The organism is Candidatus Kuenenia stuttgartiensis, assembly GCF_900232105.1.
Classification (GTDB): domain Bacteria; phylum Planctomycetota; class Brocadiia; order Brocadiales; family Brocadiaceae; genus Kuenenia; species Kuenenia stuttgartiensis_A.
In genome coordinates, this window is record NZ_LT934425.1 from 2,965,884 (window position 1) to 2,988,808 (window position 22,925).

Below are 22,925 nucleotides of genomic sequence, written 5' to 3' on the forward strand. Positions count from 1 at the left end.
GGGGATAGAGGAAGTTTCAATTCCTCATAGGTAGAATGAAAACCAACTGCGGCGTTAACCCTTGCATTAGTATAATATGTTTCAATTCCTCATAGGTAGAATGAAAACCCTGCAATCATCCTTTAAACCTTTATGCTTCAAACAGTTTCAATTCCTCATAGGTAGAATGAAAACTTGCATATCTACCTATGTAATTTTGTGCAAGGATTATGTTTCAATTCCTCATAGGTAGAATGAAAACTTAAATTTAGAATGGGATTTCGTCAAATTTTGGTTCTGTTTCAATTCCTCATAGGTAGAATGAAAACGATTACTATTATCAATTATATTTCGGACATAATACTTGTTTCAATTCCTCATAGGTAGAATGAAAACTAAAGTTTGTCCGAATTGCCTAATTCGCAAAGGGAATTGTTTCAATTCCTCATAGGTAGAATGAAAACAAAAACAAACATTGTTTCGGGCCACGGCAATAATTTAGTTTCAATTCCTCATAGGTAGAATGAAAACGGCAGTTCTACATTATATGTCTTTTTCTTTAACACTGTTTCAATTCCTCATAGGTAGAATGAAAACCTATATCTTTTCCTCCAACATAATATATTATGTTTTTGTTTCAATTCCTCATAGGTAGAATGAAAACGCACTACAAACACAACATTATCGCTGAGGGGGAAGAAGTTTCAATTCCTCATAGGTAGAATGAAAACGTTTTTGTTGTCTCAATATTCATTTCGGCTCCTTTTCGTTTCAATTCCTCATAGGTAGAATGAAAACATATAAAATTGTAACCGCAACACAAATGTACATCGTTAGTTTCAATTCCTCATAGGTAGAATGAAAACTTGTACCCGGATTGCTGAATTGCACAAAGCTGGGTTTCAATTCCTCATAGGTAGAATGAAAACGGTACTAAGGTACTAAGGTACTAAGGATAATACCAGGTTTCAATTCCTCATAGGTAGAATGAAAACTTGGAATTATGCAGAACTCTTTGATAAATTGGAAATAAAGTTTCAATTCCTCATAGGTAGAATGAAAACATAATTACAAACAGTAACATTATCGCCCAAACGATGTTTCAATTCCTCATAGGTAGAATGAAAACGGAAACGCTTGATACAGCTTTTCCAGCACATCTAGAGTTTCAATTCCTCATAGGTAGAATGAAAACCTGCTGCAAAGATTGCCAAAAGAAAAGCATTGCGGGTTTCAATTCCTCATAGGTAGAATGAAAACCTGGCGTAGGTATTACGCTTACAGCCGCAAGACTGGGTTTCAATTCCTCATAGGTAGAATGAAAACGGGCATTGCACGCACAAGAATGGTTTTTAGGAAAAAGTTTCAATTCCTCATAGGTAGAATGAAAACGCTCAATTCCGCGAAAAGGCATTAGCAACGCTTGCGGGTTTCAATTCCTCATAGGTAGAATGAAAACTACCGGCATTTCAAAAAGAAGTAGAAGATTACTTCAAGTTTCAATTCCTCATAGGTAGAATGAAAACTGTGGCAAAAGAATCCAGTATAATAGATTTCGGGTTGTGTTTCAATTCCTCATAGGTAGAATGAAAACCTTCAAATTCTCACGCCGTGGTTGATATGGAATTTTATGAGTTTCAATTCCTCATAGGTAGAATGAAAACAAATCCGAATGGAGCTGCAAGACCGGATTTCTTCCCTGTTTCAATTCCTCATAGGTAGAATGAAAACTAGATATTGGAATTAAAACTATTAGTGGAATTAATTAGTTTCAATTCCTCATAGGTAGAATGAAAACTCAAGGGAACATTACATCAGGGACTTTATTGTCTTTGTTTCAATTCCTCATAGGTAGAATGAAAACTCTTTTTGGACACCCAAATAACCACATTAAACATATGTTTCAATTCCTCATAGGTAGAATGAAAACAATTCTTAAAAAAGATTTTCCTAAAGAAAGATTAAAGTTTCAATTCCTCATAGGTAGAATGAAAACGAATGGTTTTTCCACCTAACTTTGTTGTAGGCATTGTTTCAATTCCTCATAGGTAGAATGAAAACTTTATTGCACTTGAATGGCAATGACCAATTATTATGTGTTTCAATTCCTCATAGGTAGAATGAAAACCCCCGATAGTAAACAACCATTCTTTGGACTTAGGGGTTTCAATTCCTCATAGGTAGAATGAAAACGCAAATTAAATAAACTTTTTGCTTCGATCTTGCACTCGTTTCAATTCCTCATAGGTAGAATGAAAACTGGTATCCCTATCGCAGATGGAAGCGGCAAAATCGAGTTTCAATTCCTCATAGGTAGAATGAAAACGGCAGTACAAATAAATATTATACAGACGCAAGGGTTAAGTTTCAATTCCTCATAGGTAGAATGAAAACGATAAATATCCCGTAGTACCGCTACCAGTCACGCTTTGGTTTCAATTCCTCATAGGTAGAATGAAAACATTGAAATCGTACCGTATTTTAAGCGTGCTTGTGGTGGTTTCAATTCCTCATAGGTAGAATGAAAACTTGGTTCTGGCGTAACCGGAACAAGTACTTCTACGGGGTTTCAATTCCTCATAGGTAGAATGAAAACTACACAGACGCAAGGGTTAATGCTGCCGTTGGAAGTTGTTTCAATTCCTCATAGGTAGAATGAAAACTTATCTGTGCCGGTGCCGGCATTAGACAGGATGTACGAGTTTCAATTCCTCATAGGTAGAATGAAAACTTTTAGACTCTGGCGAGATTTTGAGCGGTAATATTTAGTTTCAATTCCTCATAGGTAGAATGAAAACGTTTGCTTTTTCTTTGTTCAAAGCATGCCATTTTTTGTTTCAATTCCTCATAGGTAGAATGAAAACATTTTAAATTATTTTATTATTTTATTATTTTAATATGTTTCAATTCCTCATAGGTAGAATGAAAACCCAAGAAGGAGATTATGTTTGGGTTCAGTTGCAAGAGTTTCAATTCCTCATAGGTAGAATGAAAACAGATGAAAATGGTATGCTTTTTGAGAAGTATGGAAAAGGTTTCAATTCCTCATAGGTAGAATGAAAACAACTCACTCAGTGGTGAAAACCATCGAGGGTAGCAGGTTTCAATTCCTCATAGGTAGAATGAAAACGGACATATTTTCTGGTTTGTTCATAATTATAGTCTAGTTTCAATTCCTCATAGGTAGAATGAAAACGGTATGCTGCGCATAAAGAAGATCGAAAAATTTACAGTTTCAATTCCTCATAGGTAGAATGAAAACGGTTTTGTCAAATTTGCGCAAGAAGGAGATTATGTTGTTTCAATTCCTCATAGGTAGAATGAAAACGCAAGCCATTAAAAAGTCTTAAAAATGGTTCGGTTTCTTGTTTCAATTCCTCATAGGTAGAATGAAAACCAGTGCAGTGCAGTGCAGTGCGTAGCACTGAAGCACGTTTCAATTCCTCATAGGTAGAATGAAAACCTTAAAGAAACGCAGGAAAGAAAAGCTAAATATTTGGTTTCAATTCCTCATAGGTAGAATGAAAACACTTAAAGAAACGCAGGAAAGAAAAGCTAAATATTTGGTTTCAATTCCTCATAGGTAGAATGAAAACTTAAACTAAAGGCAAAAAAAGCCTATGCCGAAAACCCGTTTCAATTCCTCATAGGTAGAATGAAAACCAAAAAATCGCATTTTTCATGGGGTTTTTCAACAGCAGTTTCAATTCCTCATAGGTAGAATGAAAACAAATTATTAGAAAAGCAAAAAGTTTTTGCAAAACTAGGTTTCAATTCCTCATAGGTAGAATGAAAACGTTAGAGAATATCTTAAAAAGGAGAAAAAGCCTAAGTTTCAATTCCTCATAGGTAGAATGAAAACGCATGATGGGGAAGATTATTGTCAAGATTGTTTTGAGTTTCAATTCCTCATAGGTAGAATGAAAACGTAGTAAAATCAATACAGACCGGAGATATAATAATATGTTTCAATTCCTCATAGGTAGAATGAAAACTTATTGCCGTATCTCTTACATATGCTCTAAACAATTGTTTCAATTCCTCATAGGTAGAATGAAAACCAGCCATTTAAGCGAGATAAGACGTTCTGCAGCGCTTTTTAAACAATTTTAAAAGGAAAAATGCCATAAATTTCTAAAAATGTTATACATTTTCTGTCGATCTTTAATAGATTTTTCTGTATCAAAGGTCGACAGATGTTAAATAAATTGAATATCATCCTTTTTATCCATGCCATAAACACATCTATCATAGTATTTCATTTGTCTGAATTTATAAACGATAATTGAATCGTTATCTTCACTTTTAATTATTTTTTTAAGTTCTAAAATCATTTTTTCATATGCAGCTTCTGATATTTCACCTTCAAAAACCGAATTTTGAACCCATTGAAGATACTTACGGCAAGCCTTCACCATTTTTCCGCAATGCTTACTGTTGACATCATAGTACAATATAACAAACATTACCAATCCATAACAAAGGGTTTGTATGTTTCCTCTTCCATAAGATGTTTTTCCAGTTTGTAAAGCTCCAGCCTCATGAGTCTTCGATAACTTACCTGTTTATTCAACCCGGAATGTTTAATCGTTTCTTTCAGACGTTCTTCCATGTATTGAAGAAATCGTTTTCTTGCGGAGTCTTTTAATAGTATTCCGTTCAACTGTTTTTCAAAATCGTTTTCTGTAATGATTTTTTTGTTGAGTACGGCAAAAATTGTCCTGTCACCTATAACGGGCTTAAATATTTCTGCCACATCCAGGTTAAGTGTGAATCTCCTGAAGTTGGTTGTGTGGAGAAACCCTATGCGCGGGTCAAGGTGTGTCTGGTATATTTCGGAAAGCACATAGGAATATATCACTGAATTAGAGAAACTTATCAGGGTGTTTAAAAAATCTCTGGGCGGCCTTTTTGTACGCCTTTCAAAGGAAAACTCCGGATCGTCAATAATACAATTAAAGGCGTTGTAGTATAATTGCTTTATCTGGCCTTCAATGGCCATTGCCTTTTCAATACTTTCCTGTTCTTCAAGTTTTGAAAGAATATCTTCTATCCCGTTTATGTACTGCGTGAGGTCTTTCCCCCGTCTTTCATAATACTTCAGAATCTTAAGGCAGTTTTTTACGGCGCCCTCAATGAACTTCTTTGCAATAAACTGTCTTTTCGTCTCGTCGGTATAATGGTCTGCCTGTCTTAGAATCATAAAGCCTGAATTGTAATGCTCCCTGGGATAAAAACTGCCGGCATAATAGCCGTAGTAATTAAAATAGGAGAGGACGATTTCGTTTTGGGATAGAAAGTTAAGCACCTTCGAGTTCAGATCCGTCTCTCCGAACATAAAGATTTCCTTTGTGTTCTCAACGGGAATAAATTTCTTATTTCCATCTTCGGTTTCAAAGAAAAGGGTATTGTCTTTCCGTTTAAGGCGTCCGTTTGAAAATATATATACAGTTTCTTTCATGATTGTTTACGACCAGCAAAATTCAAGATATGAGCACGTCTTGCAAAACTTTACCCAAACTTTTTCCGGGGCAGATTCTTGTTGAATCAGATATTTGATTTTTGCGATTAAATTTTCGACCTCTATTATGCGTTCATCTGTTAATTCTACTGGCACTACCTTTTTTTCTTTTGGTATCCGGATCTCCCCTTTGATGGTTCGATCTTTTCTTGAAACATTATAAAGATAAAAGAGCAATTGCATTTGGGAAGCCTCAATCATCCTGGAACTCTTTTTCGTTTCAATTAAGGTAATAATGCCATCTTTCTGTCTGATAACGTCAATTTTACTACCGTCTATCAGTATTTCCTTTTTATCCCTTTTGTATGTTTCTTCTGAAAGCAGGCGACCGATAGCAATAAATTCATTATACTGATTACCCGATATATTCCTGGACATCAACCACGCCTGTCTTTGGCAAACAACATATGCCTGCAATATTGACCCTGTTACTTTTAGCTGGTCAGACAAAAATAGCCTCTCTTTCTCCGACAGTCTTTTTAAATCCCTCCTGATCAAGTCCTTTTTCTATGCTATAAAATTGATGCCAGTTTTCACAATAGTAAAATCCGTGCCTTATCTCTTCATCGATTATTTTTCTAAGTTTTCCATGTTTCGTATAACAGTTGAAAACATTTATTGAATAAGGTATCAATTTCTTTTTAAATTCCTTGATTCTAATTGCATTCTCTAAGGATTTTTCTCCATCAAAAAGCGACATGTATTCGATCCATAATGTTTCACCTTTCTCATTATAAGGAATATAAATGGAAATCGTATCGCCATCAATCAGATGTACATTTCGGTCTACCTGTTTTAAAAATAGATTTCTTATGTCTGATATGTTTGTTTGAGAACTGTCAACAAAGGACATCTTGTTCTTTTGATCTATTCCATTTATAACTCTTTTGTAGAATTCTTGTAATTCACTATTTTCGTCAATGGTTTTTTTACTAAAGAACGCTTCTTTATTTGTTTCTCTTGATTTTAAATCTTTTCCATAAACTTTTTCACTTGCGTCGTCTTCGAATACAAACATTTCACAACACTCTTTGCCGCTATTCCTGTTTATCCTGCCTGCTACCTGAACGATGCTGTCAAAAGGCGCATAAGCTCTAAACCCCACATCAAAATCAATATCAACACCAGCCTCAACAGACTGAGTCGATACAAGTACAATCTTCCTGTTTGCATCTTTACAGGCTATAAGTATGTCTTTTTTCCTTGCTTCTATAATTGTTGAATTAAGAAGGTACACCTCAAATTCTTCAGAGATTGTTTTTTCCTTTTGAATTTTTATGTATATATCAAAAGAATCTTTTACCGTATTTAGAACGATAAGAATCTTGTTTTCTTTATTAAGTTTTTTAATCCGGTTTACCAATTTGTCGAATCTGTTTTTGTCATTTGATTCGTTAATTTTTAGTTTTTTATCAGGTGTTATTCTTGTCCTGTTAAATACTTCATGTTTGAATACTTTGCTGGATGTATCTTCAGGTATGATTTGATGAAATGTTGAATTTGTGAGAATATCCAACCTTGGTAGTGTTGCGCTCATTACAATGAAATGGGTATTGAGAAATCGGCCTATTACATCAAACATATAAGCAACTTCCGTCCAAACTGTATCTTTATAAGCCTGAATTTCATCTATTATAACGACACTGTTAGCTATTTGGTAAAAGTTATAATTGGAGTTTTTGTCGTTTCTAAAGAAAAGGTCAAAGAATTTCACATGACTTAGGAAAAGGACAGGTTTGTTGAAAAACAAATTATCAACATAATTTGCAAATACAGAGGTATCATCCTCATAATTGTCTTCATTGTCAGACGAATCTATGAACCGCGAATCCAGCCGTGCCATATTTCTTAAACCTATAAATTTTCCAAGTACTTCGTAACTCTGCTCAATCAAATTAATAAAAGGAAAGACATAAAAGAGTTTTTTAATCTCTCTTTTCTCCATAATCTTTAGTGCTAAACGAAGTGAAATATTTGTTTTACCACCACCCGTAGGTATATTAAGAAAGAATGTTCTGATATCAGATTGTTCATCCAGGATATTCTCAAGATTGTTTTCTGTAACAACATTTAAAATTGAACGAATCTTGTTAAGGGCTTCTTTCCTTTTTTGATTATCTGACCATTTAATATCCTCAATATTAACATTCCTGAGGGAGTTTCTATCTTTACTAATATTTACATTAAAATTTATTTCTTTTTTTTGATTAATTTCAAACTCATCAACTTTATGGAAATTGTTAAAAACCTCCTCTTTAATTTCATTGCGTAGAATATCGTGATTGAATTTTTGCCCTGTCTTGAACTCCATTGTGGCAAAATAGTCAGACGAAATGAGACAGGAGTGAAACATTTTTACAAGAATGAAGAATGACATGGATTCTTTCGACAGTTTTCTTACAAGCTCTCTCATGCCCCGATCGTTCCATTTTTTCCAGAATCCTCCCGCAGACACTGCTTCAAGAATATTATTGTCAGGTATTTCATTAAGCTGTTGAAGTATATCAATCAAAACTTTTACATCAGCTCTGCATGAAAAGTTTTGTATATCATTAAGTATGTCATTTAATCTGCCATGATGTTTGTATACTGAATAAAGCAGTAAAAAAAGAATCATGAACTCTTTGTTGTTGACCGTATCAGTTTTTTTCAATTTCAGAACAGCATACACCAGTACAAAAAAACTCTTATCACTATGTGTCGTTTTATTCTTTTCTCCATCCAGCTTTGCCTGAAATTCAGGAGTTAATTTGCCTATATCATGAAAAAACACAAATTCCCGCATGATCTTTAATAGCTTTTCATTGTCAACACTATTGTCCACATCTATATCTGTTATTAACCGGTGGAAGATGTCCTCAATTTCATACGTTTGTATTATGTTGTCAAAATAAAATAATGTTTTGTCACAATGTGTATGAAAAGGCTCCTTTACGCTATCTGTTTTTGAATGGGCAAATGCTTTAATATCTTTTAAAACTACATTAAATAAACTGGACATTGAACGGTTCTCCTTCGTTTTTATTTACAAGCGTATAAAAACCTGTTTTATCTTTTATGATAATTTCCCGCTGAGTCAGAACGAACACATCCTTTTTATAAAAACCTCTCGCATCAAAATCGTATGGCAGATGTTCATATATTGTGTAACCTTCATTTAATTTTTTTTCAAAGGGGTCGAAATCCTCAAAAGAGAATTCACGTAAAATATTTGTGTTCTTATCTCCCGCTTTAACTAACCCGCATACAGATGCTTCGGAAGCAGACAATGGTGCTGCTTCATATTCCTGATAATTCTCATGATAAGCAAAAAACTCATTTTTCCCGAAATAAAGAGGGTATTCGGATTCTCTGTTTATTAAAAGTTTCTTTAGCTTACTAATCAGGCCATCCTGAATTGCGTTATTATCAAGAACAAATACCGTATATCTGATTTCTTGTTCTCCTATGAGGATTTGTTCTCTTATCTGCCATGTTTGTCCCTGGCCGCCAGAGCTTTTGGATGCAAGGCAAGAGGCATTATTAAAACCCGTAATAACTTTTTTCAAGGGTTTCTCATAATGGGGAAGTATTGCAATTTTCATATCCTTTAAATTTGTATAAAAGTCAGGATGTTGCTTTGCCTTAGATTCAGAATAACCGGGTATTCCGAGGATAGCGCCGATAATGCCTAACACAGCCGGTTTGTGCAGAAAATTATAGCTTATATACACCATATCATTGGCATCGTTTTTCTTGAAGAAAGCCATATCACCCGCAAGTTCAAAAGAAAATACATTCATTGATTTTCTCCGGTATTCGTTTTATTTCTCTATTTTAAATAATTGTTTTATCCTGGATATTATTTCGGGTTTATATGAGCCCACCAGCGTTCCAAATCTCTTTTCCACTCTCTGTTTTGAAAGGGTTGCCAATTTATCTATTCTAACAACGGATGGGTATAACAAGCCCACATCCTTCCAAGCATCTATTGCTATATCATATTCGCCTCTTTGTTCCATACTGGTCACTTTTGCGGTCACAATATCTTCTAAATCTGTCTGTGCTAAGACAACTACTGGTCTTTTCGCATCTCCTTTTCCATCGCTATAAGGAAATTTCAGTAGTAATATCTCGCCAAAATTATAGTTTGTCATATGCGGCATCCTTTTCGGAATATCCTTTCATAAAATCCCCGGCAACAGTATCTTCCCATAGCCTGTCTTCTTCGTCATCAAGAAAGATAATAATTACCTTCTTGTCTGTTTTGTAAGGAATTCTTTCCAATGGTTCTATTTTCCCATCATGACAAACTCCCTGTATTGCCGTAATAGCCATAAAGTTCACCTCCAATATAAAGCTGAAATAAAATTAATGCGTATTATTGGATTGATCCTTTTTAATAATTTTGTCACGGCCTTCAACAGTTATCATATCGTTATCGTAAACCAATTCAACATTTTCAATATCATCGCGGTATTTTCCAAGGGTTGCAGCAATTGTAGACAAATCAACGGATGTTTTACCCTTTTCCTTTGATATCTTAACAAAGTTTTTTAAGGTTGGTATCTGTTTCTTTGAGTCTTCAAGCATTTTTATAAACAGAGTAAGGATGTTTTCAGACCCTATTTTTGATGCGGTATTCAGGTTTGTCACAGCATTCTTCAAGGCTTCTTTTAGCTTGTCTATATCTGTGGTATTAATCTTCATCTTTTCTTGCACTTCTGAATTATCTTCATAGTGGTTAAGTATATTTTGTGGGTTTATAACAAAATCATACACATAGCAAACTTCCTTTGCTTTGTTTTCGTTGCCTATTGTTGAGCTTTTGTCTCCTGAATCTGTCGCGTATGGAGAGAGTATGTCGTTTGCGAAGATAATGTTTTCTTCGTACTTATTTACGCCATAACTTATCTGAACCGGTCCCGTTAGAGATATGTTCTTATTATCTTCTTCCACACCAGATTTCATAGCGAAAGTTATTCCAAATAGTTTTGTATCGATACATTCAGAAAAAACTTCCAAGGGAGTGTTTTTATTTAGTTTAGCTTTCATGTTGTTGTATCTTTCTTCAAGGGTATTTGGCAGATACTTTCCGTTATCTTCTTTAAAGGTTTTCCACACAAAGACATTCTCTTTGTTATCTACCCAGTATTTTCTCATGGCATATTTCAGAGCCTTATCGGTTGCGTAGATAGTCCCGTTCTCATCAGGCAGTCTCCTTGGATTGCCCGTAAAATCCGCATTGAAGTTGCTGTTTTCACTTTTTATCAGGACAATTCCATAACATCTATTCTTGAATTCGCCGTTATCTTGTTTTTTTACCTTTGTTTCTTCTTTTATCTCGCTCATTTTTTATCCTCCTTTGATTTGGCATAGAAAATATTTTCGTTACTATTGAAATAACCGGCATAAAAAAGTGTTTTTAAATCCCTAGTGAATTTCTCTTCTTTGTTATCATAAAGAAACCCCCACATTTCAGAAAACGTTTCATTGAATTTTTTAACATTAAGCGGAATAGCATGTTTGTATGCTTTAAATAAACTCTCAATTCTTTCCGCAAGCAATGCAAAATTTTGCATATTTATGAAAGGTTCGATCATGGTATGTGTTTTCTCGGAGGATTTTGACTGGTTTAAAAGATAGTAGGCAATTTGTCCTGCATAATAAGCGAAACTCTCTTTATCCGTAATCTTTCCTTCCCTTTTAATCCTTTCTACAGTTTCCATTTTTGTCTCCCTTTTGCTAAAGATATTGTCTAAGTCAAGATAAACATCGCTCATTTCTTTAAGGCTATAATAGGTTTTTGTATTATCTTTTTTCTTATCAAAAAACTCTTTAAGTCTAGCTTTCAAAGAATCAAAATAGATATCAGCCAAAATCTTTTGTGATAACCCCGCATATTTTGCTCTATAAAAATAGTCAAAAAGCGGCTGTCTGTATTTGTGTATTATGATATTCATATGGGGTGAACCTGTATCCACATCTTTTACGAAGTAACTTTTTTCAAGCTGATAGGTAAAAAAATATCTATTTATTAAACCTTCAATGGTGAACAGGTTTTCTCCGTACATCTTAAATTTAAAACCGGTAATATAGTCAAAAGCGAGTATGTTCTCACCACGATTGTATATAATCAAGTAAAAGTCCAGTTCTTCATTTGAACTGGTTCTATATACTTCCTGAATAATCTCTTTGAATCCTTTTTTCTCTAATCTGCCTTCGTTTTTAAAAAGATTAACAATCGCGGCTCTTTCTTTTGTATCAATAAATAAGGGGAATAAAGTAATGCTTAGCTTATTCAGGAAATATTCCTGAAATTTATAAATATCAAGCGAACATGTTTCACATACCTCAATGTTGTAATCAATATATCTATTACAGTGTCTTAAGAAAGGTTTTCCTGAGTCAAGATTATGAAATGCATTTGGTATATATATACTTACATGTTCTCTGTTACAAATAGAACATTTCCCTTTTGAATATCTTTCCGGTTTATCTTCTGCAAATATTTTTTTTGAAAGATACCTTTCATACCATTTTTTATAATTTACATAAAAGCTTTCCTGAAACTTAAATACTACAAACATTGAATTACCTGGAAATTTCCACTCATTCTTTTTTTCATCAAAAACAGATAAAATATTTTTTAAATTTTCTATTTTATTCCATATCTTTGTAACGTTGATGTCCGACCCAATAGAATCAAATAACTTTATATAATTATCCTTCAACTCGTCATCTAAATCTTCCGGCAGACCTTTCAGAATGTTTGATTTTCTGTATGTATTTGTAAGTTTTTGTGCAAAACCTTCTTTGCAATTAAAAATATCACCTTTAAACCTCCCGGTACTTAATGTGCCGCTATCAAACTTGCCTTCAAAAATAAGCAGGTTGTACGAATTTGTGCCTTTGTTGCTTCCTATACTTTTATTACCTTTAGGATCATCAGAAGGTTTTTTTGTGTAAAGAGATAACGATTTTAGAATCTCTTGCCATTCTATATTTGCATCAGAAAGTTTCTTCAAGGTTAATAGATGTTCGCCAGTATTTTTGATTTCCCATGAAATGTCGTTTCCCTTTTTTCCATCTAAGGTAACATACTGTTTTATTATAGTAATCCCATTTTCAACCGCATCTTTCTCAATAATATCTTTAAAAACAAAATATGCATCATCAGGTTTTATAGTCGCCATATCCTCGTTAACCGGTATAACCATAACAGGTTTATCAAGTTTCCTCTCTACTTCATTCACCAGTGCATAAATTCCTGCATCCTCTAATTGTTTTGAAAACTCAACAATTTCTTTCAGCATTCTTTAAATATCCTTTCTTTCCCTCACCTTTTCAATAAACCCAAACCCTCCGCTGTTCCTCGATCCCAATCCTGCCGCCAGTGCAAACTGCAGAAACTCAGGCTCGCCTTCCAGCCAGAAATGGCCGGTCCATCCCTTTATAACGGTATCCTTAAAAGACCTTATCCTTTCCCTGCAATATTTCATTTGAACAGGTTCGGTCTTAATGCTATAGGGACATTCTTTTCTATGATACGCACACCATTTTTTCCTGAGATTTTCATTTATTAATGTGCTGTACTCAGATTCCGTCGGAGAGTAATAATACGTTTTTTTCGTACCATCCCCCTTTAATAAGGTTGAATGTGTTTCTATGGGTGTTAGCGCATTGACCCGTATCTTATTTGTCTTAATATCTTCATCCTTGATAACCTCCACCGATGAGATGTTCATTAGATTCTTGCCAAACAGTAACTTTTCACTGAAAACGGTATTCTTTGCAACCTGTTCCAGAATCCAAAAGACAGGGGAAGATACGTAAAAGCTAACCATGTGGGGAAAGATGAATAATTCCTTTGATGATTGATACCTGCCTTTTTCAATAATGGAGGAAAAGGTGAATAGCTTAAAGGAACGGTTTTCCACCTTAAAACCACCTTCATGCAGCCATTGAGCAGGTACCCTGTCGATAAGCCGGTAGATCAATGCCTGGGTTATAGCGTTAAACTCCTTTGGTAAAATAATCTCTTTGTCCGATAGTAGGGATATTTTTAATCGCATAAAACACCAGCTAAGTAATGGAAGCCTATATTGTACGCACTTTAAATTAGGTTGGGTTTTTAAAATGCAAAAATCCAACGGCATTCATTTTTATCCACCCCTAACCCTTCCCAAGAGGGGAATTAGATGAGTCACAAAAAATCGGGAATGCCCCGAATACGCCACCCTACTTCTTTAATCTTTTACTAATCTGTGGATTGTTTATTTTCATTCCCTTTTGTGAGCAACTGATCATGGATGTTTCATAGTAAATGATTACTATAAAATCCTTTAGAAAATCATCGCAAAACAAACATCAATCAGGAATAAGGGTCTGATACACTGGCATCCTGAAAGGTTGCCATTTCATTTAATAATTTTACGCCGGCTTCTATCAGATTGATTCCCAGTGCTGCACCTGTTCCTTCTCCCAGGCGCATATTTAAATTCAATAATGGTTCTTTTCCCAAAAACTTTAACATGTGTTTGTGGCCTTGTTCCCCGGAGACATGGGATGCGATAAAATAATTGCCTGCCTTTGGTTCTAAGGCACTGGCAATTATTGCACCTGCTGTGGAAATAAAACCGTCGAGAACGATGGGGATGCGATGGCGGGCAGCGCCAAGACACAAACCGACAATGCCGCCTATTTCGTAGCCTCCCACTTTTGCCAGGACATCAATCGGGTCATTCGGGTCGGGACGGTTAATGGCGATTGCTTTCTCTATGACAGCGATTTTTTTCTGTACCGCTTGATCATTTAGTCCGGTTCCGCGTCCGGTTGCCACGGAAACATCAACATTCCCTAAAACGGAAAAGATGGCGCTGCTGGGAGTCGTGTTGGCAATCCCCATGTCGCCCAGTCCAATAATGTCCAATCCGTCCTGAAGTTCTTCTTCGATGAGTTCTATGCCCATTTCAATGGATTTAACAGCGTCTTCCCTGGACATTGCCGGCCCCAACGCCATATTATTTGTGCCGTGTTTCCATTTTTTTATCTTGAGACCCGGAGAAGGAGGAATGTTTGAGGCGACGCCGCAATCCACCACAATTACCTTTGCACCGGTTTGCCTTGCCAGGACGTTGATAGCTGCCCCTTCACGAATAAAATTTTGTACCATTTCGCGGGTAACTTGCTGAGGGAATGCGCTTACCCCTTCCGCAATAACACCATGATCCCCTGCAAGTGTAAATATCTTTTTATGCCTTATTCCGCAAGAGAGGCTTCCTTTTATTGAATAATATATGGTTGCCAGTTCTTCCAGCCTTCCCAAACTTCCCCTTGGTATAGCAAGAGTATCAAACCTGGCCTTAATGTGCCCCTGCGGGTCAATTAGAACGGTTTCTATGTTTTCGATAGTTTGTTTTAGATATGGCATTTGCGGGTATATATGTTGCATTCGGTTGTAAGTTTTTTTATAGTGAGACTTATGGAATTGCCACGGAAGAATGCCTTTTTTGTAAGGTTTTTATTTACCTGCCCAGTGTGCTTTGTGTTTGAAATCTTATCTGATGCGGCATTGCTGCGCTATGTTAATATATATCAGTAAATAAATTCAAGTCATATTTGTCATGAAGAATTCTACCCATTTAATAGAGCAGGTCTTACTCAACAAGATAATAGATAAAGACCAGTTAAAAAAGGCGAAAGAAATACAGTCTAAAAAACTAATTGGGCTGGAAGATGCACTGGTGGAGCTTGGCTATACCACCCATAAGGAGATAATTAAATGTTTATCATGGCATTATGATTTGCCGGTGCTTGATCTTGCGAACCTGGAGATACCTGACGAAATAATTAATTTACTGCCCACGCACATTATTAAAAAAAACGGTATTTTACCCATATCAAAAAAAAGCGGCGTGATAACCATAGCAACGAGTCGGCCTCCCGACCTTGGATTTATGGATAATTTACGGTTTATATTGGGTTCGGATATTAAATTTATTCTTGCCACCGCTGAACAGATTGCATATGCCTTTCGCAAAAACTGTCATAATGAATCAACTGAAATGGTAGGTTCGTTGCTGAAAGAAATAAGGATGGGCGATGTCACCATAGTTCAAACGGAGAGTGAATCTGGCGGGGCATATCGGAGTGAAGCCAAATCCGCAGAAGACGACAGCCCTGTTATACAATTAGTTTCGCTTATTATAAATAAAGCCATTGTTGCACGTGCGAGCGATATCCATGTTGAGCCGCTTTTAAGCAAGCTGCGCATCCGTTATCGCATTGATGGCGTATGCCAGGAGGCGGAAGTCTTACCAAAAAATCTTCAGGATTCAATTATTTCCCGCATAAAAATACTTACCGATATGGATATTTCTGAAAAAAGGAGGCCGCAGGACGGAAGGATAAGCCTTTATCTTTCAGGGAAGGATATGGATATACGTGTATCATGCCTACCTTCCATTTACGGTGAAAGCATTGTTATGCGTTTACTGGAAAAATCACAAACGCTGATGTGTATTAAAAATCTTGGACTTTGCACAAGTGATTTTCAGCGTTTTCAATCGATTATTAAAATGCCAAACGGTATATTTCTCATTACAGGCCCTACCGGCAGCGGGAAAACGACAACGCTCTACGCAATTATTAATGAACTCAACCAGACGGGCGTAAAAATTGTTACGGCGGAAGATCCCGTTGAATACACAATAAAAGGCGTTAATCAAAGCGAGGTGCATGATAAAATCGGTTTTACTTTCCCAAAGATTTTAAGGACTATGCTCCGTCAGGACCCAAATGTTATACTTGTCGGGGAAATCCGTGATACAGAAACTGCGGATATTGCAATTGCTTCCGCCCTGACAGGACACCTTGTCCTCAGCACCCTTCATACGAACGATGCACCCTCCGCCATTACCAGGCTCATTGATATGAACATTAAACCGTTTCTTGTTTCGACCTCTTTGCAGGGAATCATGGCGCAACGGCTGGTGAGGGCGATATGCCACGATTGCAGGGAACAGACGCATTATACGCCGGAACAAATCACGCAAATGGGTTTCGATCCAGGCATGTTTACGGAATATTATTTCTATAAGGGAAAAGGGTGCAAGAAGTGCAATAATATTGGTTTTAAAGGCAGGATCGGCATATACGAACTTTTGGAGATGAATGAGACCATGCGCGATATGGCGTACAACGCAGCTTCTACCGATGAAATGAGAAAAGCGGCAAAAACAGCGGGAATGACCACGCTGAAAGAGGACGGCATCAGGAAGGCAAAAGAAGGCAGGACCACCCTGGAAGAGATATTCAGGGTGACCGGAACGGAAGAGTGAAAACGATGCAGGCAAAAAGTAAATCAAAACCGGATGCAAAAAGCGACGCACAAAGAAGACTCTTTGGGCAATTGCTGAAAGAAAATGGGTTTGCCACAGAAGATCAAATCCAGGAAGCCCTTGCAGTGCAAAAGCAGAATGGGGGGTTGCTGGGAGATATTCTTATTAGCATGAACTATGTGACGGATCCGCAAATAATGCAGGTGTTGAGCGAATACCTGGGAGTGGAAATTGTAAATATAGAAGATAGAGAAGTGCCGGGAGATGTGATTAATTTAGTGCCCGCTGCCATTGCGCAATTGTATAGAATTATCCCTATAAGTTATGAACAGGAGAAACAGGTTATTACGATTGCCCAGGCGAACGCCCTTGCAATTGAAACATTGGATGACTTACGATTGGTGCTGAAACTCAACGTGAAACCGGTACTTTGCCACAAAGATTCCGTAGCCCGCGCCCTGGAAAAATATTATCCCAAAAAACATGAGTCTGTGGAGCAGTTGCTACTGGAGTTTAAGGAGGATAAGTCATATGCGCAATCTGTTTCAGGGAATTACATAGATATTGAAGAACTAAAGAAAATGGCGTCTACCGCCCCGGTGAAGAAATGGGTAGGCCTTATGTTTTTATATGCGGTTCTGGATAAAGCAAGCGATATTCATTATGAGGCTTTTGAGGATAGCTTTCGGGTACGGTACCGGATAGACGGCGTATTGTATGAAAGGGTGTCCCCACCCAGAGAGCTTGGCATTCCTATTAATTCCAGGATAAAGGTAATGGCGGGAATGGATATCTCGGAAAGAAGACTGCCGCAGGATGGAAGGATAAAACTGAATGTTGGCGGCGCGTCAATAGATTTGCGTGTTTCTACGCTTCCGACAAAATTCGGGGAAAGCATTGTGATGCGACTGCTCGATAAGTCGGCGGTATCACTTAGTTTGGACAAGCTGGGGTTCAGGTCTGAAGAATTAAAAAATATCTATCAATTGCTGAATATCCCGAATGGTATAATTCTCGTTACAGGCCCTACGGGGTCTGGCAAGACGACTACATTGTACGCCGCATTAAACTATTTGAACGAAATAACCACTAAGATAATAACCACTGAAGATCCTGTAGAATATGATGTTGACGGGCTTATTCAGGTGCAGGTAAACCCGTCGATAGGCGTTGACTTTGCAAGTTGCCTGCGGTCTATTTTGCGCCAGGATCCTGATATTATACTTGTTGGTGAAATCAGGGATGAGGAAACGGCCAGGATTGCCATACAGGCTTCATTGACGGGTCATTTGGTTTTTAGTACGTTACACACAAACGACGCCCCGCTTACGATAACGCGTTTAATTGATATCGGTGTTAAACCTTATTTGATTGCTTCAACACTGGAATGTGTCATCAGCCAGCGGTTGGTAAGGAAAATATGTGCATCATGCAAAGAAGAATATGAGCCTTCCGATGAATTGTTAAATGAGTTGAATCTCACAAAAGCCATAGCGGAGGGAAAAAGATTTTTCCGGGGGAGAGGGTGTAGTGATTGCAGAAAAATCGGATACAGGGGACGTATGGGTATATATGAAATAATGCCTGTCAATGAAGAAATACGGGGTTTAATTACCGAACAGGCAAGTACAAATGTAATAAGGAATGTTGCAAGAAAAAACGGCATGAATACATTGCGCGAAAACGGACTAAAAGCAATTTTTGAGGGGCAAACAACGGTTGAAGAGGTTGTACGTGAAACCATTTCCACATAAGCGCTAAGTTAACATTACGGATTAATTTAACCGTGTAATGAAATTTACATATTCGCGTTTATTAGCGTCATTGGCGGTTCCTTTATTAACCGTGAATACACGCAAATAGACGCTAATGAAAAACGAATATCGAACAAGGAATTTCGAATTATGAAGTTTTCTTATCCTCCGACATTCATTTCATGGGGTCAGGACGAAACAACCCTGACAGGGTTACAAACCCTGTCAGGGTTAACACTACGGTAACGTTTTATTAAAACATGGCGGAAGTCGCAAAAAATCAGGAATGCACCCGCTTAGGGGGGTTGTTTCTTTAAATTAAATTGAGAGATTATGTAATGTCCATTTTTCAATATTATGCGGTAAACAGTACAGGAAAGAAGATAAAGGAGAGGATAGAAGCGGCATCATCGGAGGAGGCGATTTCTAAAATCCGCGGATTAGGCTATTTCCCTACCGGCATAAAAGAATTAACTGTACGTGGAAAATCGGCGGAACAACATGCCGCGAAAACGCAGAAGAAAAAATTTGGCGAGATAAATATATCTATTGGAGGAGTAAAGTCTAAGCATTTGACGCTGTTTACGCGTCAGTTATCCACATTACAGGATGCGGGTTTGCCCATAATCAGGAGTTTGCAGATACTTGCCGCACAGCTTAAAAAAGGCATGCTGAAAAAAACGGTGCTGAAGGTCATTGAAAATATTGAAGGCGGAAGCACATTTTCGGGAGCGCTTGCAAGACATCCGCGGGTATTCGACAAGCTATACGTAAATATTGTCAAAGCTGGTGAAATAAGTGGTTCATTGGATATCATTTTGAGGAGACTGGCTGATTTCAGGGAAAAGATGGAACGGCTTATCCGAAAAATAATAACCGCTATGATTTATCCTTCTGTGGTGGTCGTGGTTGCTGCGGCAATCCTTATAGGCCTTATGATCTTTGTCGTACCCAATTTTGCGAAAATATTCGATGAACTGGGATTAGACCTGCCTGCCCCAACCAGGATGCTGATTCAGTTCAGCACTGCTCTTAAGACAAATTGGATGTATTTGCCTGCCGTGCCCGTTGGAACTTTTATTTTTTACAAACTCGTAAGAATGATTAAGAAGGTGAGGCTGCTCATTGACCGGGCAAAATTTAAGATACCGGTTTTTGGGGCAATAATAAATAAATCTACCGTATCCCGGTTTACCCGTACCCTTGCGACGTTAACATCAAGCGGTGTGCCTATTTTAGATTCGCTCATAAATTCGAAAGATACCACCGGAAATGCCGCTGTTGCCCAGGCGATACAAAATATTCATGATAGTATCCGCAGCGGAGAAACTATCGCAAAACCGCTGCGTGAATCAAAGATTTGCAATGAAATAGTCGTCAATATGGTTGAGGTAGGAGAGGAAACTGGCGAGCTGGAAAAAATGCTTACAAAGGTTGCCGACAACTATGACGATGAAGTGGACAGGGCTGTTGAAGGGCTTGTAAGCCTGATAGAACCGATTATGATTGTGTTTTTGGGTGGTTCGGTTGGGTTTATTGTAATCGCCATGTTTCTGCCTCTCGTAAAATTGATGCAGAGTATCGGCGGGTAACATTTGTAGTAAATCAGAGATTTTAAACTACAGTCGGCAATCGGCAAATTGCAGATTGGGGATTGGGATTGGGATTGAAAACTGAGGACTGAATCACGAGAGGCGAGAGACGAGGGAAACAACCTCGGGGTTATTTTGTACCGATCCCATGAACGGTTACAAAAAATCGGGAATGCTCTGGCTTTGGACAGGACAAAAACGAAATTTAACATGTTTTATAAAAGGTGCTATAGTGATAGTTTACTCCGGAATAAGAATAAGTGTAAGGAAGGATGAAGTTGCTCTTGATGACGGAAGAAAGGTGATGCGGGAGGTAGTTGACCATCCCGGCTCTGCCGCCATCATTCCTTTTATTGCAAACGATGAGATTCTGTTAATTAAACAATACCGGTATGCGGTAAACGAAACGATATATGAAATACCAGCCGGTACCCTTGATGAAGGCGAGACTTTTTTTGAATGTGCAAACCGGGAACTGGAAGAAGAAACAGGGTATAAAGCAGGCATTCTTACCCCTTTGTCGGTCATTTATCCGTCTCCCGGTATTTTGAATGAAACCATGCATCTTTATAAGGCAACAAACCTGATCAAAACGAAAACGAATCATCAGGCAGATGAATCAATCAAAGGGATTGTTGCGATTAAAGTAAAAGAAGCGTCTGAAATGATAAAAAGGGGGGAGATCAAAGATGCAAAAACGGTGTGCTGTATTTTAATGACGATTTCGGGGGTTCACGTTTTTAAATAAAGCACGTTTGTGAGTACGTTAAGTATATTTTATTGACAACAAGTGAAACGCTATGATAGGGGGCTCTCTGATTCAGGGGCTGGTAAGTGATTTGGCAAAATCATATCCGAAGATTGAACACTTTTTCAAAATTTCTTCTGTAGGGATAAAATTAGCTTTTAGGGAAGGTTGCACAACATTTAACTTTAGGCCTCTTAAACGGTCTTCCATTAGTTTAACTGCTTCTCCGCTCCATCCATACGTGCCAAATGTTGCACATTTCCTGCCTTTAATGTTAAGACTAAATAAAATATTCATCATATCCCACATGTGTTTTACCGCATCTCCATTCATTGTTGGCGAACCAAACAGCAACCCATCGGCAGATTCTATTTCGAACCGTGCATGTTCCGGAGAAATAGCGGCAACATCCAACAGCTTTGCTTCACTGCTTACCGTACAAGCGCCTTTTGCTATCGCCTCCGCCATTTTTTTTGTATTCCCATAGACAGATACATATAAAATTACGATGAGTTTTTTGCTCCGGGGGGGGAGTGGCGTGCTCCACTCTTTATATGCCTTTATGTATTTTTGCGGGTCTGTTCTTAATATAGGGCCGTGGCTGGGAGCAATCATTTTTATGTCGAGTTGATTTGTTTTGTCTAACGCTTCAAGTATTTTTTTTCTGAAGGGACCCATTATGTGCTCAAAATAATATCTGAAATCTTCAAAAAATTCATCCACCCTGTCATCAAAAAGCCTTTCATCGCAAAAATGGGTGGCAAATCCATCACAGGGAAACAGTATCGCATCGTCATGCAAATAAGTAAACATGGTATCCGGCCAATGCCAGAATGGGGCATGAATAAACTGTAATTGTCTGTTTCCCAGAGAAATGCATTCGCCGTCCTCAACCGTTTTTCCGTTAAACTCAGAGTTAAGAATGTTTTTCAGAAACATTGAGGCGGTCTTTGTTGATAAGACCTGGGCATTTTTAGCTAGTTTTAATAGCTGTCCTAGCGATCCGGTATGGTCCATTTCCGTGTGATTTACCACAATATAGCAAATGTCTTTAAGTGGTATTAACGATTGCAGTTTATTGAGATATTCAGGGGTAAATTTTTCATGAACGCCATCAATGATTGTTGGTTTATCCGCCATGATAAGATAGGAATTATACGTGCTGCCAAACCGGGTTTCAAAAACAACGTCGAAAGTCCTGAGGGTGGCATGTAAGACGCCTGTCCAATAAACGCTATTTGTAAGTTGCAATGTCTGCATTGATTATAAGAGATTAGCTGTTAACCCTGCCAGGGTTGTTTTTTTCTGAAATAAAAACGCCGAGGTAGTTATAAATACTTGCTGCGGGTTGCAAAACCTGAATTCGCCGGGAATGAAGTTTACGTAAAGTTTGGAGTATTGGGTTTTTTGTCATTTGAATTTGCTTCGTATTTTGATATTCGTATTCCGAATTTGGTTGCAGCTAAAGGCTGCGCTAAGGATTGTTTGTGTTATTGCCCTATTTTATTTTTCACAAAATTCATCAACCCGCCCGATTGAATAATTTCCTGCATTTCGTGTGGAAATGGTTCAAAGGTAAAACGCCTGTTCAAGGTATGGTCAAAAATTTCGCTCTTTGTCAAATCCACCTCTATTTCATCTCCTTCTTTGATGTTATCCGCAGCTTCAGGACACTCGAAAATAAGCAGACCAATGTTTATAGCATTTCTGAAAAATATTCTGGCGAATGATTTTGCGATGACGCAGGAAATGCCTGCTGCTTTGATAGCGATCGGTGCATGTTCACGTGAAGACCCGCAACCAAAATTCTCTCCCGCTACAATAACATCTCCTTGTTTTATCTTTTTTATGAAATCAGGGTCGGCATCTTCCATGCAATGCTTTGCCAATTCATTTGGGTCTGTCGTATTCAAATACCGGGCCGGGATGATTTCATCGGTATTAATATTATTGCCAAACTTCCAACATTTATTTTTCATTTATTTTTTTGTTCTCATCCGGAAAAAGTTT

The 22,925-nt window shown here is 37.5% G+C and carries 17 protein-coding genes and 1 CRISPR repeat array (1 of these 18 only partly in view); of the genes, 4 read left to right on the forward strand and 13 right to left on the reverse strand.

All coding sequences use genetic code 11. The features are described 5' to 3' along the window. Positions 1 to 4,040: direct repeats of the CRISPR family, unit length 30 nt; unit sequence GTTTCAATTCCTCATAGGTAGAATGAAAAC; it begins 3,051 nt to the left of the window's first position. Between the two features lie 138 nt (positions 4,041 to 4,178). From cas2 to cobT, 11 genes are all read right to left on the reverse strand, one after another. Then, positions 4,179 to 4,445: a CRISPR-associated endonuclease Cas2 gene (gene cas2, locus KSMBR1_RS13820; RefSeq protein ID WP_099325850.1), complete on the reverse strand. Its 267-nt coding sequence runs from the start codon at positions 4,443 to 4,445 to the stop codon at positions 4,179 to 4,181. Then, a complete protein-coding gene (gene cas1b / locus KSMBR1_RS13825) occupies positions 4,445 to 5,440 on the reverse strand; it encodes a type I-B CRISPR-associated endonuclease Cas1b (protein ID WP_099325851.1) in 996 nt (331 codons plus the stop codon). The genes cas2 and cas1b overlap by 1 nt, the downstream gene beginning before the upstream one ends. Before the next feature lie 6 nt (positions 5,441 to 5,446). Continuing rightward, positions 5,447 to 5,950 carry a CRISPR-associated protein Cas4 gene (cas4, locus tag KSMBR1_RS13830; RefSeq protein ID WP_099325852.1) on the reverse strand — a complete coding sequence of 168 codons (504 nt, stop codon included), beginning with the start codon at positions 5,948 to 5,950 and terminating at the stop codon, positions 5,447 to 5,449. Continuing rightward, the gene (locus KSMBR1_RS13835) at positions 5,943 to 8,501 is read right to left on the reverse strand and encodes a CRISPR-associated helicase/endonuclease Cas3 (protein ID WP_099325853.1); all 2,559 of its coding nucleotides are present in this window, start codon (positions 8,499 to 8,501) and stop codon (positions 5,943 to 5,945) included. The genes cas4 and KSMBR1_RS13835 overlap by 8 nt, the downstream gene beginning before the upstream one ends. Further along, a complete protein-coding gene (gene cas5, locus KSMBR1_RS13840) occupies positions 8,485 to 9,282 on the reverse strand; it encodes a CRISPR-associated protein Cas5 (protein ID WP_099325854.1) in 798 nt (265 codons plus the stop codon). Before cas5 ends, KSMBR1_RS13835 begins: the two co-directional genes overlap by 17 nt. Positions 9,283 to 9,303: 21 nt before the next feature. Then, positions 9,304 to 9,636: a type II toxin-antitoxin system PemK/MazF family toxin gene (locus tag KSMBR1_RS13845; protein ID WP_157820619.1), complete on the reverse strand. Its 333-nt coding sequence runs from the start codon at positions 9,634 to 9,636 to the stop codon at positions 9,304 to 9,306. Beyond that, positions 9,623 to 9,817 (reverse strand): hypothetical protein, encoded by a 195-nt coding sequence (locus KSMBR1_RS13850; protein ID WP_099325856.1) that lies wholly within the window; start codon positions 9,815 to 9,817, stop codon positions 9,623 to 9,625. Before KSMBR1_RS13850 ends, KSMBR1_RS13845 begins: the two co-directional genes overlap by 14 nt. Positions 9,818 to 9,850: 33 nt before the next feature. Next, complete coding sequence (locus tag KSMBR1_RS13855; RefSeq protein ID WP_099325857.1) at positions 9,851 to 10,831, reverse strand: type I CRISPR-associated protein Cas7; 981 nt, start codon at positions 10,829 to 10,831, stop codon at positions 9,851 to 9,853. Beyond that, positions 10,828 to 12,795 carry a hypothetical protein gene (locus KSMBR1_RS13860; RefSeq protein ID WP_099325858.1) on the reverse strand — a complete coding sequence of 656 codons (1,968 nt, stop codon included), beginning with the start codon at positions 12,793 to 12,795 and terminating at the stop codon, positions 10,828 to 10,830. The genes KSMBR1_RS13855 and KSMBR1_RS13860 overlap by 4 nt, the downstream gene beginning before the upstream one ends. 3 nt (positions 12,796 to 12,798) lie before the next feature. Beyond that, positions 12,799 to 13,554: a CRISPR-associated endoribonuclease Cas6 gene (gene cas6, locus KSMBR1_RS13865; protein WP_157820620.1), complete on the reverse strand. Its 756-nt coding sequence runs from the start codon at positions 13,552 to 13,554 to the stop codon at positions 12,799 to 12,801. 299 nt (positions 13,555 to 13,853) lie between these two features. After that, positions 13,854 to 14,912: a nicotinate-nucleotide--dimethylbenzimidazole phosphoribosyltransferase gene (gene cobT / locus KSMBR1_RS13870; RefSeq protein ID WP_099325860.1), complete on the reverse strand. Its 1,059-nt coding sequence runs from the start codon at positions 14,910 to 14,912 to the stop codon at positions 13,854 to 13,856. Positions 14,913 to 15,105: 193 nt separating this feature from the next. Between cobT and KSMBR1_RS13875 the strand changes: the two genes are divergently transcribed. The 4 genes from KSMBR1_RS13875 (at position 15,106) to KSMBR1_RS13890 (ending at position 20,915) form a co-directional block, all read left to right on the forward strand. After that, positions 15,106 to 16,821, forward strand: a complete 1,716-nt coding sequence (locus tag KSMBR1_RS13875) for a GspE/PulE family protein (RefSeq protein WP_099325861.1) — start codon at positions 15,106 to 15,108, stop codon at positions 16,819 to 16,821. A gap of 5 nt (positions 16,822 to 16,826) precedes the next feature. Further along, positions 16,827 to 18,575 (forward strand): GspE/PulE family protein, encoded by a 1,749-nt coding sequence (locus KSMBR1_RS13880; protein ID WP_099325862.1) that lies wholly within the window; start codon positions 16,827 to 16,829, stop codon positions 18,573 to 18,575. A 338-nt stretch (positions 18,576 to 18,913) separates the two neighbouring features. Next, positions 18,914 to 20,167 (forward strand): type II secretion system F family protein, encoded by a 1,254-nt coding sequence (locus KSMBR1_RS13885; protein WP_099325863.1) that lies wholly within the window; start codon positions 18,914 to 18,916, stop codon positions 20,165 to 20,167. Between the two features lie 232 nt (positions 20,168 to 20,399). Continuing rightward, positions 20,400 to 20,915: an NUDIX hydrolase gene (locus KSMBR1_RS13890; RefSeq protein WP_164994636.1), complete on the forward strand. Its 516-nt coding sequence runs from the start codon at positions 20,400 to 20,402 to the stop codon at positions 20,913 to 20,915. A 72-nt stretch (positions 20,916 to 20,987) separates the two neighbouring features. On the opposite strand, the gene KSMBR1_RS13895 is transcribed toward KSMBR1_RS13890, so the two are convergent. After that, positions 20,988 to 22,175 carry an FprA family A-type flavoprotein gene (locus tag KSMBR1_RS13895; RefSeq protein WP_099325865.1) on the reverse strand — a complete coding sequence of 396 codons (1,188 nt, stop codon included), beginning with the start codon at positions 22,173 to 22,175 and terminating at the stop codon, positions 20,988 to 20,990. Positions 22,176 to 22,405: 230 nt separating this feature from the next. After that, positions 22,406 to 22,894: a 3-isopropylmalate dehydratase small subunit gene (leuD, locus tag KSMBR1_RS13900; protein WP_099325866.1), complete on the reverse strand. Its 489-nt coding sequence runs from the start codon at positions 22,892 to 22,894 to the stop codon at positions 22,406 to 22,408. Positions 22,895 to 22,925 lie beyond the last annotated feature (31 nt).

Excerpts from the sequence above, each read along its gene's own strand:
- cas2 (WP_099325850.1), bottom strand. The coding sequence starts at position 4,445 with ATGTTTGTTATATTGTACTATGATGTCAACAGTAAGCATTGCGGAAAA.
- cas1b (WP_099325851.1), bottom strand. The coding sequence starts at position 5,440 with ATGAAAGAAACTGTATATATATTTTCAAACGGACGCCTTAAACGGAAA.
- KSMBR1_RS13835 (WP_099325853.1), bottom strand. The coding sequence starts at position 8,501 with ATGTCCAGTTTATTTAATGTAGTTTTAAAAGATATTAAAGCATTTGCC.
- cas5 (WP_099325854.1), bottom strand. The coding sequence starts at position 9,282 with ATGAATGTATTTTCTTTTGAACTTGCGGGTGATATGGCTTTCTTCAAG.
- KSMBR1_RS13845 (WP_157820619.1), bottom strand. The coding sequence starts at position 9,636 with ATGACAAACTATAATTTTGGCGAGATATTACTACTGAAATTTCCTTAT.
- KSMBR1_RS13850 (WP_099325856.1), bottom strand. The coding sequence starts at position 9,817 with ATGGCTATTACGGCAATACAGGGAGTTTGTCATGATGGGAAAATAGAA.
- KSMBR1_RS13855 (WP_099325857.1), bottom strand. The coding sequence starts at position 10,831 with ATGAGCGAGATAAAAGAAGAAACAAAGGTAAAAAAACAAGATAACGGC.
- KSMBR1_RS13860 (WP_099325858.1), bottom strand. The coding sequence starts at position 12,795 with ATGCTGAAAGAAATTGTTGAGTTTTCAAAACAATTAGAGGATGCAGGA.
- cas6 (WP_157820620.1), bottom strand. The coding sequence starts at position 13,554 with ATGCGATTAAAAATATCCCTACTATCGGACAAAGAGATTATTTTACCA.
- cobT (WP_099325860.1), bottom strand. The coding sequence starts at position 14,912 with ATGCCATATCTAAAACAAACTATCGAAAACATAGAAACCGTTCTAATT.
- KSMBR1_RS13875 (WP_099325861.1), top strand. The coding sequence starts at position 15,106 with ATGAAGAATTCTACCCATTTAATAGAGCAGGTCTTACTCAACAAGATA.
- KSMBR1_RS13880 (WP_099325862.1), top strand. The coding sequence starts at position 16,827 with ATGCAGGCAAAAAGTAAATCAAAACCGGATGCAAAAAGCGACGCACAA.
- KSMBR1_RS13885 (WP_099325863.1), top strand. The coding sequence starts at position 18,914 with ATGTCCATTTTTCAATATTATGCGGTAAACAGTACAGGAAAGAAGATA.
- KSMBR1_RS13895 (WP_099325865.1), bottom strand. The coding sequence starts at position 22,175 with ATGCAGACATTGCAACTTACAAATAGCGTTTATTGGACAGGCGTCTTA.
- leuD (WP_099325866.1), bottom strand. The coding sequence starts at position 22,894 with ATGAAAAATAAATGTTGGAAGTTTGGCAATAATATTAATACCGATGAA.